Raw genomic sequence first — 13,774 nt, 5'->3', positions numbered from 1 at the left:
CACGCTCATCGTGATGCCCGCATTCAACGAGCAGGAGTCTGTCGGCGATGTCGTGCGTGAGGTGCAGGCGAAGGTGCCTGGTGCCACCGTGCTGGTCGTCGACGACGGCTCGAAGGATGCGACGAGCGCTGTCGCTCGCGAAGCCGGTGCCCTCGTTGCAACGCTGCCGTTCAACCTCGGCGTCGGCGGCGCCATGCGGGTGGGTTTTCACTACGCGCTCACGCGTGGCTTCGAAGCGGTCGTGCAGGTCGACTCCGACGGACAGCACGACCCGGCGGGGGTGCAGCGGTTGCTTGAAGAGCTCGGCGCTGCCGACCTCGTGCTCGGTGCGCGATTTGCCGGCGAGGGCGACTACCAGGTGCGCGGGCCCCGGCAGTGGGCGATGCGCGTGCTCGCAGCGGTGCTCAGCCGCACCTCGAAGGCCCGGCTGACCGACACGACGTCGGGATTTCGTGCCTCGGGGCCGAACGCCATCAGGCTGTTCGCCAAGCACTACCCGGCCGAGTACCTCGGCGACACCATTGAGGCGCTCGTGATCGCGTCGCGGTCAGGACTCGTGGTGCGGCAGGTGCCGGTCGCGATGCGGGTCCGCGCTGGCGGCGTCCCATCACACAACCCCTTCAAGTCGGCGGCGTATCTGGGCCGGGCGGCCCTCGCCCTCACCGTCGCGTTCATCAGGCCCCGCTCGGCGTACCGCTTGGAAGGTCAACTGTGACGGTCACGAGCTACATCTTTGGCATCGCCTCCGCGCTGCTCATCCTTATCGTCGTCATCGAGATGCTCCGTCGACACCTCCTCAGAGAGCGCCACGCCATCTGGTGGTTTGTCGCCGGCGTGCTCGCGCTCATCGCCGGGATCTTTCCGGCCACCCTCGAATGGGTCGCCGATGTCATCGGCATCGAGGTGCCCATCAACCTCGTCTTCTTCGTGAGCATCACCATCCTCTTCTTCGTGTGTCTCCAGGCGAGTGCCGAACTCACAAAGCTCGAGGCGCGCACGCGCACGCTCGCGGAACGCGTCGCCCTTATTGAGATGGAACTCGAGCGCAAAGCGGACCGTGACGAACACTGACGTGCGCCCATTCTGGCGGCCCTTCGCCGCCGTTTGGGTGGCGGTCGCGCTGCTCATGGGCCTCTGGGCGATCGCGACCCCGATCGGCGCAGCACCCGATGAACCGGCACACCTCGTTAAGGCGGCGTCGGTCGTGCGCGGCGAGTTCGTCGGCGAGCAGGGTTCGTTCGGGCATGTCGTGGAGGTTCCGCGCTACGTCTCGTACACCCACGCGCAGACGTGTTATGCCTTCGACTCAACCGAAGAGGCAGATTGCGCCCCCGAGGTGCCCGCCCCGACCGACGAGATCGTCGATGGGTCGACCACCGCCGGCCTGTACAACCCCCTCTACTACCTCCTCGTGGGGTGGCCATCACTGATCGCCGACGACAGCGCGGGCATCTATGGCATGCGGCTCGTGAGCGCCGGCGTCGTGGCAGGGTTCGTCGCGCTGTCGGCCGCGCTCGTATGGACCTGGCGACGGCGCACCCTCCCGCTCATCAGTCTCGCCGTTGCGACCACGCCGATGGTGCTCTTTCTCGGCGGCACCGTCAATCCGAACTCTCTTGAGATCACAGCAACCCTCGCCGCCTTCACCGGGATGCTGACGATCGTGCGCGAACGCCACCTCCCGCTCGGGAGGAGCGCGGGTATCGTGCTTGCCGGCGCCGCCGTCGCGGGCAATATGCGCGGACTCTCGGTGCTCTGGCTCGTTGTTGCACTGCTCGTGCCGCTCGTGCTCCTGCAGGGCAAAGAACTCCTGGCATTGCTGCGACGCAGGCCCATCCAGGTTGCGATTGCCGGCACCGCGCTCGCCTTCATCGCCGCGGCCGTGTGGTTGCTGTCGACCAATTCGCTCGGCGCGGCGGTCGACGATCCGATCACCGAAACGATCACGCCAGGAGTGGGGGCGCCGTGGTACTACGGCGCGTGGTGGACCTTCCAGGCCACCCTTGACTACCTGCAGGGCGCAATCGGCATCTTCGGCTGGCTCGACACCCAGGCACCACTCTTCGTCTTCGCCGTGTGGGCGACACTCGTGGGCGGGTTGCTTGTGCTCGCCGCAGTGCTGCTCCGGGGTCGTGCGCTCGTCTTTGCCCTGCTACTCGTCGGCGCGACCGTCGCGCTGCCCCCGATCATGCAGGCCGTCTACATCACCGATGGCGGCATCATCTGGCAGGGTCGCTACATCTTGCCGGTGTTCGTCTGCGCTGCGCTCGGCGTCGCCACCATGCTCTCCGACGCGCTTCCTGCTGCCGTCGCGCCGCTGCGGCGCCTCATCGTCGTCGTCGCCGTGCTGTGGTCGGCAGCGCAGTTCCACGCCTTCGCGACCGCCCTCCGGCGCTACACGGTCGGGCTCGACGCAAGTTGGGCCGACATGCTCACCTCCGCCGACTGGGCTCCCCCAGGGGGACTTCTGCTCTCGCTCGGCGCCTTTGCCTGTGTGACCTTCGCGGTGACCGTTGGCGCTTGGTTCGGCGTGCGCCGCTGGAAGGCTACGGCTGGGCGCTGATCACCGTCGCTCCGTGCCCGGCACACGCCTGGTCGAGCTGCGATTGAAGCTCGGTGTTCGCTGAGTGAATGACCGCCCGATCGTCGGTGAGCTCGATGATGCGGCACAGTTCACCAATGTCGTCGCGCAGGTAGAGGCCGTAGATGACCTTCCGCAGTTCGGGATCGGTATCCACTGTGTTTGCCCAGAGTTGCAGGAGCCAGAAGTTGATGATGTCTTCATTCTGGGAACCTGATTGCCAGAGCAGGTGAGGGCGGTCTGTCTCGGCGATTGCGGCGATCTGGTGGGGAACCTCCTCGCCATCCCCCGTCGCCTCTCCCAGCAGAATGCGCAGAATGGGCCCATTGAAGTCGGCACCGACCATGATTCGCGGCACCACTGTTAGGCCGGACACGACCACGGCGGCGACCGCGACGAAGGCAAGTGTGCGGGCAAGCCGACCCCGCAGCCGGTGCACGATGGCTGCGGAGGCCACGCCAAGGCTGAGTAGCGCGAGGCACACGGTAGCAAGCCAGAGGAACTTCAGCGGATAGTACGTCCATGGTTCGGACTCGTTGCGAGAAAAGTACAGCAGCACGCCAAGCCCAAGCAGGGCACCGGCCGACGTCGCGAGGTAGCCGAACACAACCGGATGCCGCGGACTGCGAAACGCGGCCAGGCTGAGCACGATGCCGCAGAGGATGATGGTGACGAAGACCCAGCGAGGCACCGAGTGAGCGCCACCCGGCGCCGTCAAGAAGTCTTTCAGGGCGAGAAATCCCGGCAGGGTGACCAGCAGGCCCCACAGCAGAAACTGCGCGGTGGCAGCGAACAGCACGCCAAGATCCCAGCCGCGGGCGGCAGCGAGGGTGCGCCGGTGCCGCAGCAGCACGACGAGCCCGAGAGCCGCAGGGATGAGCACGAATGGGCTCCATACGGTGAGGGTCAACGTCGCGGTCAGCATGAGCAGGGCGAGCGCTGCGGGCGGATGCTTCTCTTCCACCAGGTAGGCCGCAAATGCAGCGAGCACAATGACGAGGGTGACGTGTGCGTTGAAAAAACCGAACTCAAGCGGGTAACCGGTGACGAACCAGGTGAGGGGCACGAGCGATGAAGCCGCACCGACGAGCGCGACGAGAGTGTTGCTGGCTTCAGCGCGGGCGGTGATGGAGGCGGCGACGACGCCGGTCAACAGGCAGGTGATGGCGACCACAATCGACCAGACGCCGACGAGTGCGCCGGTGTCGTGGAGGAACAGTTCGCCGGTGTCGAGACCTTCCCTGCCCGGTGCCATGGCAAGGGCGAGGAGCGCGGAGGGGAGGGGCACAGGGTTTTCTTCTGCCCCGATGATGATCCCGCCGCTGCTGAGTACTTCCCTGGCAAAGAGCACGTTGTTGGCGGAGTCACCGAGGAGCACCGCAGACCGATAGGAGCCGCCCGGGAGGAGAGCGCCGGCAGCGATCGTCGCCCCCCATATGACACCTCCGAGGGAGGAGGGCAGCCAGGTGGCGAGGGTGACGGGCCTGGGGCGGAGGAGCCTCGTCCCCTTCACCGCCATCCCACCCGCCCCGATGATGCCTGTAGTCGCCCAAGCGATCGTCACGGTGACGTGAAGTGACCATGGCAATAGGGGTGAGGCGACAAGCACCATCACCATCCACCACATCGATACAAGTACGACACCGGTTATGCCTGCGAGTGAACCCCAGCGCGAGGCTGCGGCCGCCGTCCACGGCACGGCCGCAATGACGAAGAGTGGCCAGAGGGGCATCCCAAGCAGCGTGCCGATGGCGGCGCCGATGACGAGTAGTGCCAGCGTGACCGGCACTGTGTAGCGGGAATCACGCAGGGCTGAGCCTGTGCGGAACTTCTGCCGAGCGATCATGCCGCCGAGCTCTCGTTTCGCTGTATGGGGCTGGGCGGCGGGGTGCGGGCCGTCGCAAGCAGCCAGGTCGCGTGCACGGCGAGCCCGACGATGGGGGCGATCACTGTGGCAAGCACGATCCGCGTGACGAGGTCGACGCCGGGCACACACATGAGGATGACTGTAACGCCTGCGGCGGCCACCCAGCCGGCCGAGTAGATAACGTGTCTGCCGCGGGCGAGCACCGCGGCTCCGGACACGCAGAGGGCCCCGATCACGGCGGACGACGCGACCATGACGGCGATGAGCCAGCCGTCGAGCGAAAACCCGTACCCGGCGACGATCTCGAAGACGGCGGGTCCGAGCCACCACGCGAGGAGGGCCAGCACAAGCGCTCCCGCCGCAATGGCGGCGAGCAATACCCCGAGCGTGCGGATGATCGCGGATGGTCGGTCTCGGAACCGCACGATGAGATAACTCTGCAGCGACATGAGGATCACGATGAGGGGCGCCCTGGTGAGGGTGAGGGCAAAGATTAGCTCACCCACCAGGGCCTGGGAGGTGCCCTGGGACGTGACGCCGATCAGCAGCGGGAACCCGCTCACAAGCACGGCGGTCGATGCGGACGCGAGCACCGTGCGGGCGACATTCCATGAGAGCACGCGGATACCGACATCGAGCTGACTCCGCCCGACGAAGCCGCCTCGGACGATCGGCCAGAGGATGGCGAGCGTAAGGGGGAACGGCACTGCGACGAGCCAGGCGAGCACGACGACATCGTTGGTGAGCATAAGGGCGGGGAGCAAAAGCGCCAGGCGGAGGATGCTGTCGGCACCGATCATGAGGGCGAGCGAGCGCCACTGGCCCACTCCGTAGAGCGAGCCGCTGAGGGTGGCGACGAGCACGTAGAAGCCGGCGCCGACCGCGAGCGGCCAGGCGAGTGCGGTGCCGGTGTCGGGGAACACGGCATCCGCCCAGACCCACGCGCTCCCGGCGATCACGACGGCCACGGCGGATGCGAGCACAAGCCCGAAGTCACGCGCGCGGCTCGGACCCCGGCGTGCGTCGAGCGCGACGAGGTGTGTGGCCCTCGTGATCTCCTGTTGCACTCCGGCGAGGGCGCCGACCACGAGGTAGAGGGCAGCCCAGAACACCGCGAACACGGCGTAATCGGCGGGACCGACGAAGCGGTAGACGAGCCAGGTGACGAGGTAACCAGCGACCCCTGCGACAAGGGTCGCTGCAAGTATCAGCGCGATTCCGCTCGGCTGCCTCGCGCCCCGTTTCTGCGCCATGTGGTGCTAGTCCTGCGCCGCAATCCACTCCTGGAGCGCGGCGATGCCACGCTCCAGACTCCACGCTGGGGCCCAGTCCAGGTCGGCGAGGCTGCGAGTGATGTCGCATTCGGCGTGGCGGATGTCACCGTCACGGTAGGCACCCGTGATGTGTGGCGCTGGCGCATCGTAATACCGGGCGATCTCCTGGGCGAGCTCGAGGATTGTGGTGCCGATGCCGGAGCCGATGTCGTGGCGTGACGGGTTCTCGGAGGGCGCCGCGGTGATGACGGCACTCAGCGAGTCGGCGACATCGTCGATGTAGACGAAGTCACGGGTGATGCGCCCGTCCTCGTAGATTGGGATGCTCTCGCCGCGGCGGGCGAGCTGCGAGAAGAGCGAGACAATGCCCGTGTAGGAGTTGATGAGCGACTGGCCAGGGCCGTACACGTTCTGGAAGCGGAGGATGGAGAGCCTGGAATCGTGCGAACCTGTCCAGGCGGAGAGAATGTGCTCCTGCGCGAGCTTCGTGGCACCGTAGACGCTGGTGGGGCTGGGCCAGGTGCGTGATGCCTCGCTCGGCTGCGGCGTGGCATCCGCGAAGTCCCACTCTGCCCGCTCGAACTGGGCGTGTGAGCGCTGGCCAGGCAGCACCGTGGTGCCTTCGGCGGTGCGCCACTCCCCCTCGCCGTAGACAGCTCGGCTGCTGCTGAGCACGAAGTGCCGCGGCACATGCCCGTGACGGCCGAGCGCGTCGAGCATCCGGGTGGTGCCCACAACGTTGACCTCGGAGTGCCGAGTCGCTTCGTGCAAAGACTGGGCGGTGCCCGTTTCGGCGGCGAGGTGCACGACTACGTCCGGCTTGAGGTCGGCGAGCACCCGGTCCCAGTCGGCCTCGCTGCTGACGTCGCCCCGCACGAACTCGGCGGCCTCGTGCAGGTCGGCGGGGCGTGCGGCACTCGGATGCACCTGGGGGTGCAGATTGTCGAGCACCACCCACCGCGCAGCGCTAGGCGCGAGGCGCTGTGAGAGCGCGCAGCCGATGAATCCGGCACCACCGGTGACTAATACCGTGCCGAGCGTGTTTGCGACCAAGAGCTGCTCCTCGTGTGGGGTGTGGACTGTTTCGAGATTGCGGGATGCACGGCGACGCGGTGACGCGGTCATCAGCGCCTCCGCAGTCGCTTGGCCACCTTGCCGATGACGGCGGATGGCCCAGCCGTGCGCAGGTAGAACGCGGCACGACCGATGTCGTGCATCAGCCCGGAGCGGCGACGCTGCTTGCGTCCGCGTGCGGCGGCGGCGAGCTGGGTGGCGGTGAGCCCGCGATGGTCGGCGGCATGCTTCGCGTCGGCGACGAAGTCGACGAGGGGCGCGAGGGCCGTCTCCCAGTAGTAGCGTTCGCGCACGCGGCGGATGTTGGCCTTCGCCTCGGCGATGAACTCCTCGTCGAACAGCACGCGCTCGAGGGCGGCGGCCAAGCCGTCGACATCTTCGGCGGCAACAACGACTCCGAGGCCTTCAGCGGCGATGAGCTCGGCGAAGTGGTCTCCCGCCGTGACGACCATCGGCAGTTCGGCCCAGAGGTAGTCGAGGATTCGCGTGCGGAACGAGAAGGTGGTCTCGATGTGGGAGAAGTGGGTGCTCACACCGGCATCCGCCTCGGTGAGGTAATTCTGGCGTTCTGCATAGTCGACCCAGGACGGGTTGAAGAAGACAGAGCTGTCGAGCGCGCCAAGTTCGGCGGCGAGCGCACGGGACTCCTTGACGATCGCCATTTCGGGCACGCCGGGGTGCGGATGCTTCGTGCCCTGAAAGAAGAGGCGCACGGTGTCGCGGCGTTCCGACAGTTGGGCGACCGCACGGATGAGCGACTTGGGGTCGAACCAGTTGTAGAGGCCGCCGCTCCAGAGCAGCACCTTGTCGTCACGAGCGATGCCGGGCATGGCGCCCTTGAGCACAGCGCGCTCGTGCGTTGGCGGTGTCGATGAGAGGCCGAATGGGGCGATGCTGATGAGCCCATCGAGGTCGGGATCGCCGTCATAGTTGAGCGGGTTGATGCGGCCAAGGGCGGCGAGCTGTCCGAGCCAGAACATCTTCTGCCGGTCGGATGCGCAGAGAAAGAAGTCGCCGCGCTGCAGCTGCTCGTTGAGCACGTCGGTTGCGTCGGAGACCTGCTGTGTCCATTGGGCGGCCGGCAGTTCGCGGCCCTGCTCGAGCTGTTCGAGGTGCATTGGGTCGTAGATGTCGACCACGAGGATCTTGCTGCTCGTGCGGATGGACTCGAAAACGGCCATCGCGTGACCCTGAAAGACGATGACATCCGCCCAGGCTTCGAGCGGCGCGAACTTGCCGTCGTCGCCCGGGCGCACATGCTCGATGCGGAACGGGGCATCCATCTCTTCTGCGCCGGAGAGGGTGACGAGGCACACGTCGTTGTCGCGAGAGAGGAGTTCGGCCATGTTCCAGGCGCGGATGGCTGGACCGGCGAGTTTCTTGCCGATGGGGTCGCCCGTGACGATGACGACGCGGGTGCGCTCGGCCGGTTCGAGCACGTCGAAGGCGCTCACGATGTCGGTGTACCCGTCGAGATACTTCTCTTCTTGATAGACGGGGGCGTCGACCTGACCGAAGAGCCGCCAGAGCATGCTGTCGCTGACCGTGCGGGTGGTCTGGATCTCGTCGCGGCTCTTGCGCAGCGACGGGAGGTGCTCGACGAGCTGGTCGATCGCGAACATGGCAGCGACGGCCTGCTTGGAGACCGTGTCGGTGTCGGTGTCGTCACCCCCGGGTTTGCGCAGGTCGTACGCGGTCGAGTCGAGTCCAGCGCGGGTGATACCGCGGCGAATGGAGAGCATGGTAGCGGCGGGTAGCGCCTCGCGGAGGCCGTCTTCTTCGAGATTCTTGTAGAGGGTGAAGAGGGCGTTGCGCTCGAGAAGGTAGGTCTCCTTGTATGGCCCGAACTCAGCCATGGAGGCGTGATGCTTGTGGTAGGCAAACGACGCCGGCTCATAGGCGTAACGCCAGCCGCGCAGGTTGAGCCTCCAGCCGAGGTCGACGTCCTCGAAGAACATGAAGTACCGCTCGTCGAAGCCCCCCAGCGCGTCGTAGACACCACGCCGCACGAACATTGCGGATCCGGTGCCGAAGAGCACATCCTGCGGCACGTCCGGCGTCTTGGGGATGGGTTCCGCCGTAAACGGCTTGTAGCCCATGCCGTACCACGTCATGGCGGAGCCGATGAAGTCGACATTCTCCCCCTCCCAGTCGAGCACTCGGCTGGCAACGGCCCCGATCTGGTCGGACTGTGCGAACTTGTCGACCGCGGCCCGCACCCACTGTGCATCGGGGCGAGCATCGTTGTTGAGCAGCGCGATGAACTCGCCGTTGGATGCTGCCACTCCCCTGTTGCATCCGCCGGCGAAGCCGTCGTTCGTCTTCGAGATAACGAGGTTCACGTGGGGAGCCGCCGCCCGGATGCGCTCGGCGCTGTCGTCGCCGGAGCCGTTCTCGACGACGACGATCTCGAGCCTGTCCTGCGGCCAGTCGAGCTGGCCGAGGTGCCCGATTGCCTCGATCGTGTCGTCAGCGCCACGGAAATTGACGAGGAGGACGGAGACAACCCCCGGTCGGAGCTTGGGCATTGGCGCCTTTCATGTCAGGAGACAGACCCCCGGAGTCTAGCAACGCGTCGTCAAGCGAAGGCCTCACAGCACCTGGCTGTCAAGTCAGCGCCCACCGGGCAACCCCTTTTTCACAGCGGTAGACTTCTGACAGCTGTAAGACTGCGCGGAGCCTGCAGTGGCTCACGCCCCTTTTGAGACGGTTCCGGCAACGCAGACAACGACCTGAGGACAACGTGACACCTAGCGCTACCGAGACCGGCGGAGAACGCAGCACCCCTGTCGGGCAGGAACGCCGTCCACTGAAGCGGGGGTTCGCGGTCGCTCGTCGGACTGTGGGCGGCCAGTACGTCTTCGATGCCGCCGCATGGTCTCTGGCTCTCGTGTTTGCGGCAGTATTCCGCTATGAGTTGGCAGTACAGAACGTCTACTGGCCATCGATGCTCACACTCTGTGCAGTGGCCGTCGTGCTGCAGTTCAGCTTCGGTCGAGTCTTCAACCTCTACAAGGGTCGATTCAGGGTGGGGTCGTTCCACGAAGTCCAGGCGCTCACTGTCACTGCTACGGCCACGGCGATCGTGCTGGCTGTGCCAGTCCTCGCCGCCGGAACGATCTTCCGAATCCCTCGCAGCACAGTCCTGGTCGCCCTCCCCATGGCCTTGGTGGCCATGGGTGCAGCGCGCTACGTTCGGCGCTTGCTGTCGGAGCGAAGGCTCAAGCCCACTGATGCCGCAGAGATAACTCTAGTCTACGGCGCCGGAGACCTCGCGAACTTCGTAATTCCCCAGATGCTGACGAACCGCGCTTCCAAGTACCTGCCGGTCGGAATCATCGATGACAGTCCCGCTAAGAGCAATTTCTCAATCGCAGGGGTGCCTGTGCTGGGTGCGGGGGTCCACCTGGCCGCGATCGCACGGGACACGGAAGCGACGACGCTCATCGTCTGCATAGGACGAGCAGACTCCGCACTCATTCGCCAGATAAAGGACAGGGCGGATGACGCGGGGCTGCGCATGCTGGTCTTTCCACTGCTGAGCGACATCCTTGAGGGACGTTCCGGCCTGAGGGACCTGAAGGAGGTGTCGATAGAAGACCTGATCGGTCGCCACCCGGTTGACACCGACGTCGAGTCGATCGCCGACTATCTCGCGGGCAAGCGGGTCCTAGTCACTGGCGCTGGCGGGTCCATCGGCGCTGTGCTCTCGCAGCAGATCGCCAAGTTCGCACCTGCCGAACTGATGATGCTCGACCGCGACGAGTCTGGTCTCCAGTCAACCCAGCTCGCAGTCGACGGCCACGGTCTTCTGGACACGAAGGATGTGATCCTCGCAGACATCCGGGATCGGGATAGCCTGTGCAAGATCTTCCGCGCCCGACGGCCTGAGGTCGTATTCCACGCGGCCGCGCTGAAACACCTCCCCATGCTCGAGCAGTATCCGAGTGAGGCTTGGCAAACGAACGTACAGGGCACGCTCAATGTGCTCGAAGCGGCACGCGACGTGGACGTCACAACCTTCGTAAATATCTCGACTGACAAGGCCGCAAACCCGACGAGTGTGCTCGGGCATTCGAAGCGAGTGGCGGAGAAGCTCACCGCGTGGGCGGCAGAAGAGACCGGGATGCGGTACCTCTCGGTGCGGTTTGGAAATGTGATCGGGAGCCGGGGTTCGATGCTCCCCACTTTCACCTCCCTCATCGCTGCGGGCGGACCATTGACGGTCACTCATCCAGACGTAACGCGTTTTTTCATGACCATTCCAGAGGCATGCCAGCTCGTGGTGCAGGCCGGCGGAATCGGTGCTCCCGCTGAAGTACTGATCCTCGACATGGGAGAGCCCGTACGCATCCTCGATGTGGCACAGCGCATGATCGAGATGTCCGGCAAGGACGTTGAGATCGTCTTCACGGGTCTTCGGCCCGGGGAGAAACTGCACGAAGAGCTTCTGGGGCTGCGCGAAACCGATGCACGGCCCCACCATCCCAAGATTTCCCACGCTCGGGTCAACGCACTGTCGCCCGAAGAACTGGACAAGACGGAATGGCTGCGTCGATGCGGAGTGGACGAATCATGAACGGGCGAATCTACATGTCGTCGCCGGACGTCGGGCAGCTGGAGGAAGACGCTGTTGTGGCCGCGCTGCGTTCCGGCTGGATTGCCCCACTGGGCCCTGACGTCGACAACTTCGAGAAGGAGATCGCAGCGCGAACCGGTCGTACGCACGCTGTAGCGCTGAGTTCGGGAACCGCCGCACTTCATCTGGCTCTTCTCACCCTCGGAATAGGGCAGAAAGACGTCGTGCTGACATCCACCATGACCTTCGCTGCAACCGCGAACGCCATCAGGTACGTCGGCGCGGAGCCCGTATTCGTGGACGCGGATCCTGTCACCGGCAACATCGACCCCGCACTTCTTCTGGCTGCCCTCGAGGACTTCGCCCAACGAGGGGAACGAGTCGCGGCAATCCTTCCCGTCGACCTACTGGGCAAGACCGCTGACTACACCCGGATTCTTCCCCTCGCCGAGCGCTTCGGCGTCCCCGTCATCTCCGATGCGGCTGAATCTCTGGGCGCGTTCCATGAAGGTCGTCCCGCAGGTTCCTTCGGTTCGGCAGCCGCCGTGTCCTTCAACGGCAACAAGATAATGACCACGTCAGGCGGCGGAATGCTGCTCACCGACGATTCGGCACTTGCGGCCAAGACCCGATATCTTGCCACGCAAGCACGCCAGCCCGTCGTCCACTATGAGCACACTGAGATCGGCTACAACTACCGTCTCAGCAACCTTCTCGCGGCTCTCGGCCGTGCACAGTTGTCTCGGTTGAGCGAGATGATCGAGCGGCGAAGGCAGCTTCGTTCCCTGTACCGAGGCGTCTTCGCCGGGGTTGAAGGAGTTGAGGTCTTCGGCGGCGCCGAGGATGAGGAAGACAATTTCTGGCTCACGTCGATCGTCGTCGATTCCGATCGGACAGGATGGACGACTACAGAGCTTCGCGACTGGATGACGACGGACGACATCGAAACCAGGCCGCTCTGGAAGCCGATGCACCTGCAACCTGTCTTCAGAGGCTCTCGCTCCTATATAACCGGGGCCGCAGAACGACTGTTCGAGACAGGACTGACGCTACCCAGCGGCTCAGCCCTCAACGACTCTCAGAAGGCCCGAGTTATCGATCACATTGGCTCGTTCCTGGATGCCCGCAATGGCAGCTAGGCCCTACGACGTCATCAAAAGGGGTGGCGACATCGTCGTCTCGGCGCTCGGGCTGGCGTTGGCCTCCCCGGTGATCCTGTTGACCGCGGCGCTAGTGGCGAGGGATCTGGGCCGCCCCGTGATCTTCGCCCAACCCCGGCCGGGGAGAGAGGGTCGGATATTCACGTTGTACAAGTTCCGCTCTATGCGAGACGCGGCACCCGGGCAAGGCGTCGAATCCGATGCGGCACGTCTAACACCGTTCGGGAGAAGGCTGAGATCGACAAGCCTCGATGAGCTGCCGTCCCTAGTGAATGTGCTCAAAGGCGACATGAGCATCGTGGGCCCGAGGCCCCTGCTCGTCGACTATCTGGAGAGGTACTCCCCCGAGCAGGCCCGTCGACACGAGGTGCGCCCGGGAATAACTGGACTGGCTCAGGTGTCAGGCAGGAACACCGTGGACTGGGAAGATCGATTCGCACTTGACGTCGAGTACGTCGAGCGTCGATCGCTGGCACTCGACCTCGCGATTCTCGGGCGCACTTTCCGCACTGTCCTCCGTCGCGAAGGCGTCACAAGCACGCATAGCGCGACCATGGAGGAATTCCGCGGCCAGTCAGAACAGGACCACGAGCTGTGATGCGCCGGCTCATCGTGGTGGGCGCCGGAGGATTCGGCCGTGAAACTCTCGATGTCGTCGCGGCAATCAATTCCGAGAACCCCACGTACGAGCTGGTCGGAGTCGTGGATTCCGCCCCGAGCGAGCTCAACCTGCAGCGCCTCTCCAAGCGAGACGTCACCTATCTCGGCACCGATGAATCCCTGATCCACCGGCACTCCGACGCGATGTTTGTCGTCGCGATCGGCACACCCTCGGTCCGCAGGATCGTGACTGAACGATTGCTTGCGGCGGGCGCCACAGCGGCAACACTTGTACACCCCAGGGCAGTGGTGGGCAGCGTCTCGTCTCTCGCTTCTGGAGTTGTAGTCTGCTCCGGGGCCCAGATATCCAGCAATGTGAGTCTCGGAGACCACAGCCACGTCAACCCCAACGCGACGATTGGCCACGACACATCAGTGGGTGCCTACTGCTCGATCAATCCGGGAGCGGTCGTGTCCGGCGATGTCACCCTGGGCGACGACGTGCTCGTCGGAGCCGGGGCAGTGGTATTGCAAGGCATCCGGATCGGAAATGGAGCCACGGTAGGTGCCGCGGCGTGCGTAGTCCGAGATGTGAAACCGAAGACCACGGTCAAGGGCGTTCCCGCCCGTTGAATTGAG

At 65.1% G+C, this 13,774-nt stretch carries 11 protein-coding genes; 7 read left to right on the top strand and 4 right to left on the bottom strand.

Going from position 1 to position 13,774, the window contains the following annotated elements; all coding sequences use genetic code 11:
- The first annotated feature begins 13 nt into the window (after positions 1–13).
- From ACY48M_RS01100 to ACY48M_RS01090, 3 genes are read left to right on the top strand one after another with little or no spacing between them, the layout of a single operon-like run.
- Complete coding sequence (locus ACY48M_RS01100; protein WP_462819230.1) at positions 14–715, top strand: glycosyltransferase family 2 protein; 702 nt, start codon at positions 14–16, stop codon at positions 713–715.
- Positions 712–1,071, top strand: a complete 360-nt coding sequence (locus ACY48M_RS01095; protein WP_462818397.1) for a DUF2304 family protein — start codon at positions 712–714, stop codon at positions 1,069–1,071. The genes ACY48M_RS01100 and ACY48M_RS01095 overlap by 4 nt, the downstream gene beginning before the upstream one ends.
- The gene (locus ACY48M_RS01090) at positions 1,058–2,563 is read left to right on the top strand and encodes a DUF2142 domain-containing protein (protein ID WP_462818396.1); all 1,506 of its coding nucleotides are present in this window, start codon (positions 1,058–1,060) and stop codon (positions 2,561–2,563) included. Before ACY48M_RS01095 ends, ACY48M_RS01090 begins: the two co-directional genes overlap by 14 nt.
- On the opposite strand, the gene ACY48M_RS01085 is transcribed toward ACY48M_RS01090, so the two are convergent.
- From ACY48M_RS01085 to ACY48M_RS01070, 4 genes are read right to left on the bottom strand one after another with little or no spacing between them, the layout of a single operon-like run.
- Positions 2,547–4,427, bottom strand: a complete 1,881-nt coding sequence (locus tag ACY48M_RS01085; protein WP_462818395.1) for a hypothetical protein — start codon at positions 4,425–4,427, stop codon at positions 2,547–2,549. The two genes, ACY48M_RS01090 and ACY48M_RS01085, sit on opposite strands and share 17 nt — an antisense overlap.
- Entirely contained in the window at positions 4,424–5,701 is a 1,278-nt protein-coding gene (locus tag ACY48M_RS01080; RefSeq protein WP_462818394.1) for a hypothetical protein, read from the bottom strand. Before ACY48M_RS01080 ends, ACY48M_RS01085 begins: the two co-directional genes overlap by 4 nt.
- 6 nt (positions 5,702–5,707) lie before the next feature.
- Positions 5,708–6,847 (bottom strand): NAD-dependent epimerase/dehydratase family protein, encoded by a 1,140-nt coding sequence (locus ACY48M_RS01075; RefSeq protein ID WP_462818393.1) that lies wholly within the window; start codon positions 6,845–6,847, stop codon positions 5,708–5,710.
- On the bottom strand, positions 6,847–9,324 hold the full coding sequence (locus tag ACY48M_RS01070) for a glycosyltransferase (RefSeq protein ID WP_462818392.1): 2,478 nt from the start codon (positions 9,322–9,324) through the stop codon (positions 6,847–6,849). The genes ACY48M_RS01075 and ACY48M_RS01070 overlap by 1 nt, the downstream gene beginning before the upstream one ends.
- 215 nt (positions 9,325–9,539) lie before the next feature.
- Between ACY48M_RS01070 and ACY48M_RS01065 the strand changes: the two genes are divergently transcribed.
- The 4 genes from ACY48M_RS01065 to ACY48M_RS01050 are packed head-to-tail and all read left to right on the top strand — an operon-like array spanning position 9,540 to position 13,768.
- Entirely contained in the window at positions 9,540–11,375 is a 1,836-nt protein-coding gene (locus ACY48M_RS01065) for a polysaccharide biosynthesis protein (RefSeq protein ID WP_462818391.1), read from the top strand.
- Complete coding sequence (locus ACY48M_RS01060) at positions 11,372–12,514, top strand: DegT/DnrJ/EryC1/StrS family aminotransferase (protein ID WP_462818390.1); 1,143 nt, start codon at positions 11,372–11,374, stop codon at positions 12,512–12,514. The genes ACY48M_RS01065 and ACY48M_RS01060 overlap by 4 nt, the downstream gene beginning before the upstream one ends.
- Positions 12,504–13,133, top strand: a complete 630-nt coding sequence (locus ACY48M_RS01055) for a sugar transferase (RefSeq protein ID WP_462818389.1) — start codon at positions 12,504–12,506, stop codon at positions 13,131–13,133. Before ACY48M_RS01060 ends, ACY48M_RS01055 begins: the two co-directional genes overlap by 11 nt.
- Entirely contained in the window at positions 13,133–13,768 is a 636-nt protein-coding gene (locus tag ACY48M_RS01050; protein ID WP_462818388.1) for an acetyltransferase, read from the top strand. The genes ACY48M_RS01055 and ACY48M_RS01050 overlap by 1 nt, the downstream gene beginning before the upstream one ends.
- The last annotated feature ends 6 nt before the right edge of the window (positions 13,769–13,774 follow it).

The organism is Homoserinimonas flava (genome assembly GCF_054969005.1).
This window is presented reverse-complemented; position numbering and strand designations above follow the sequence as displayed.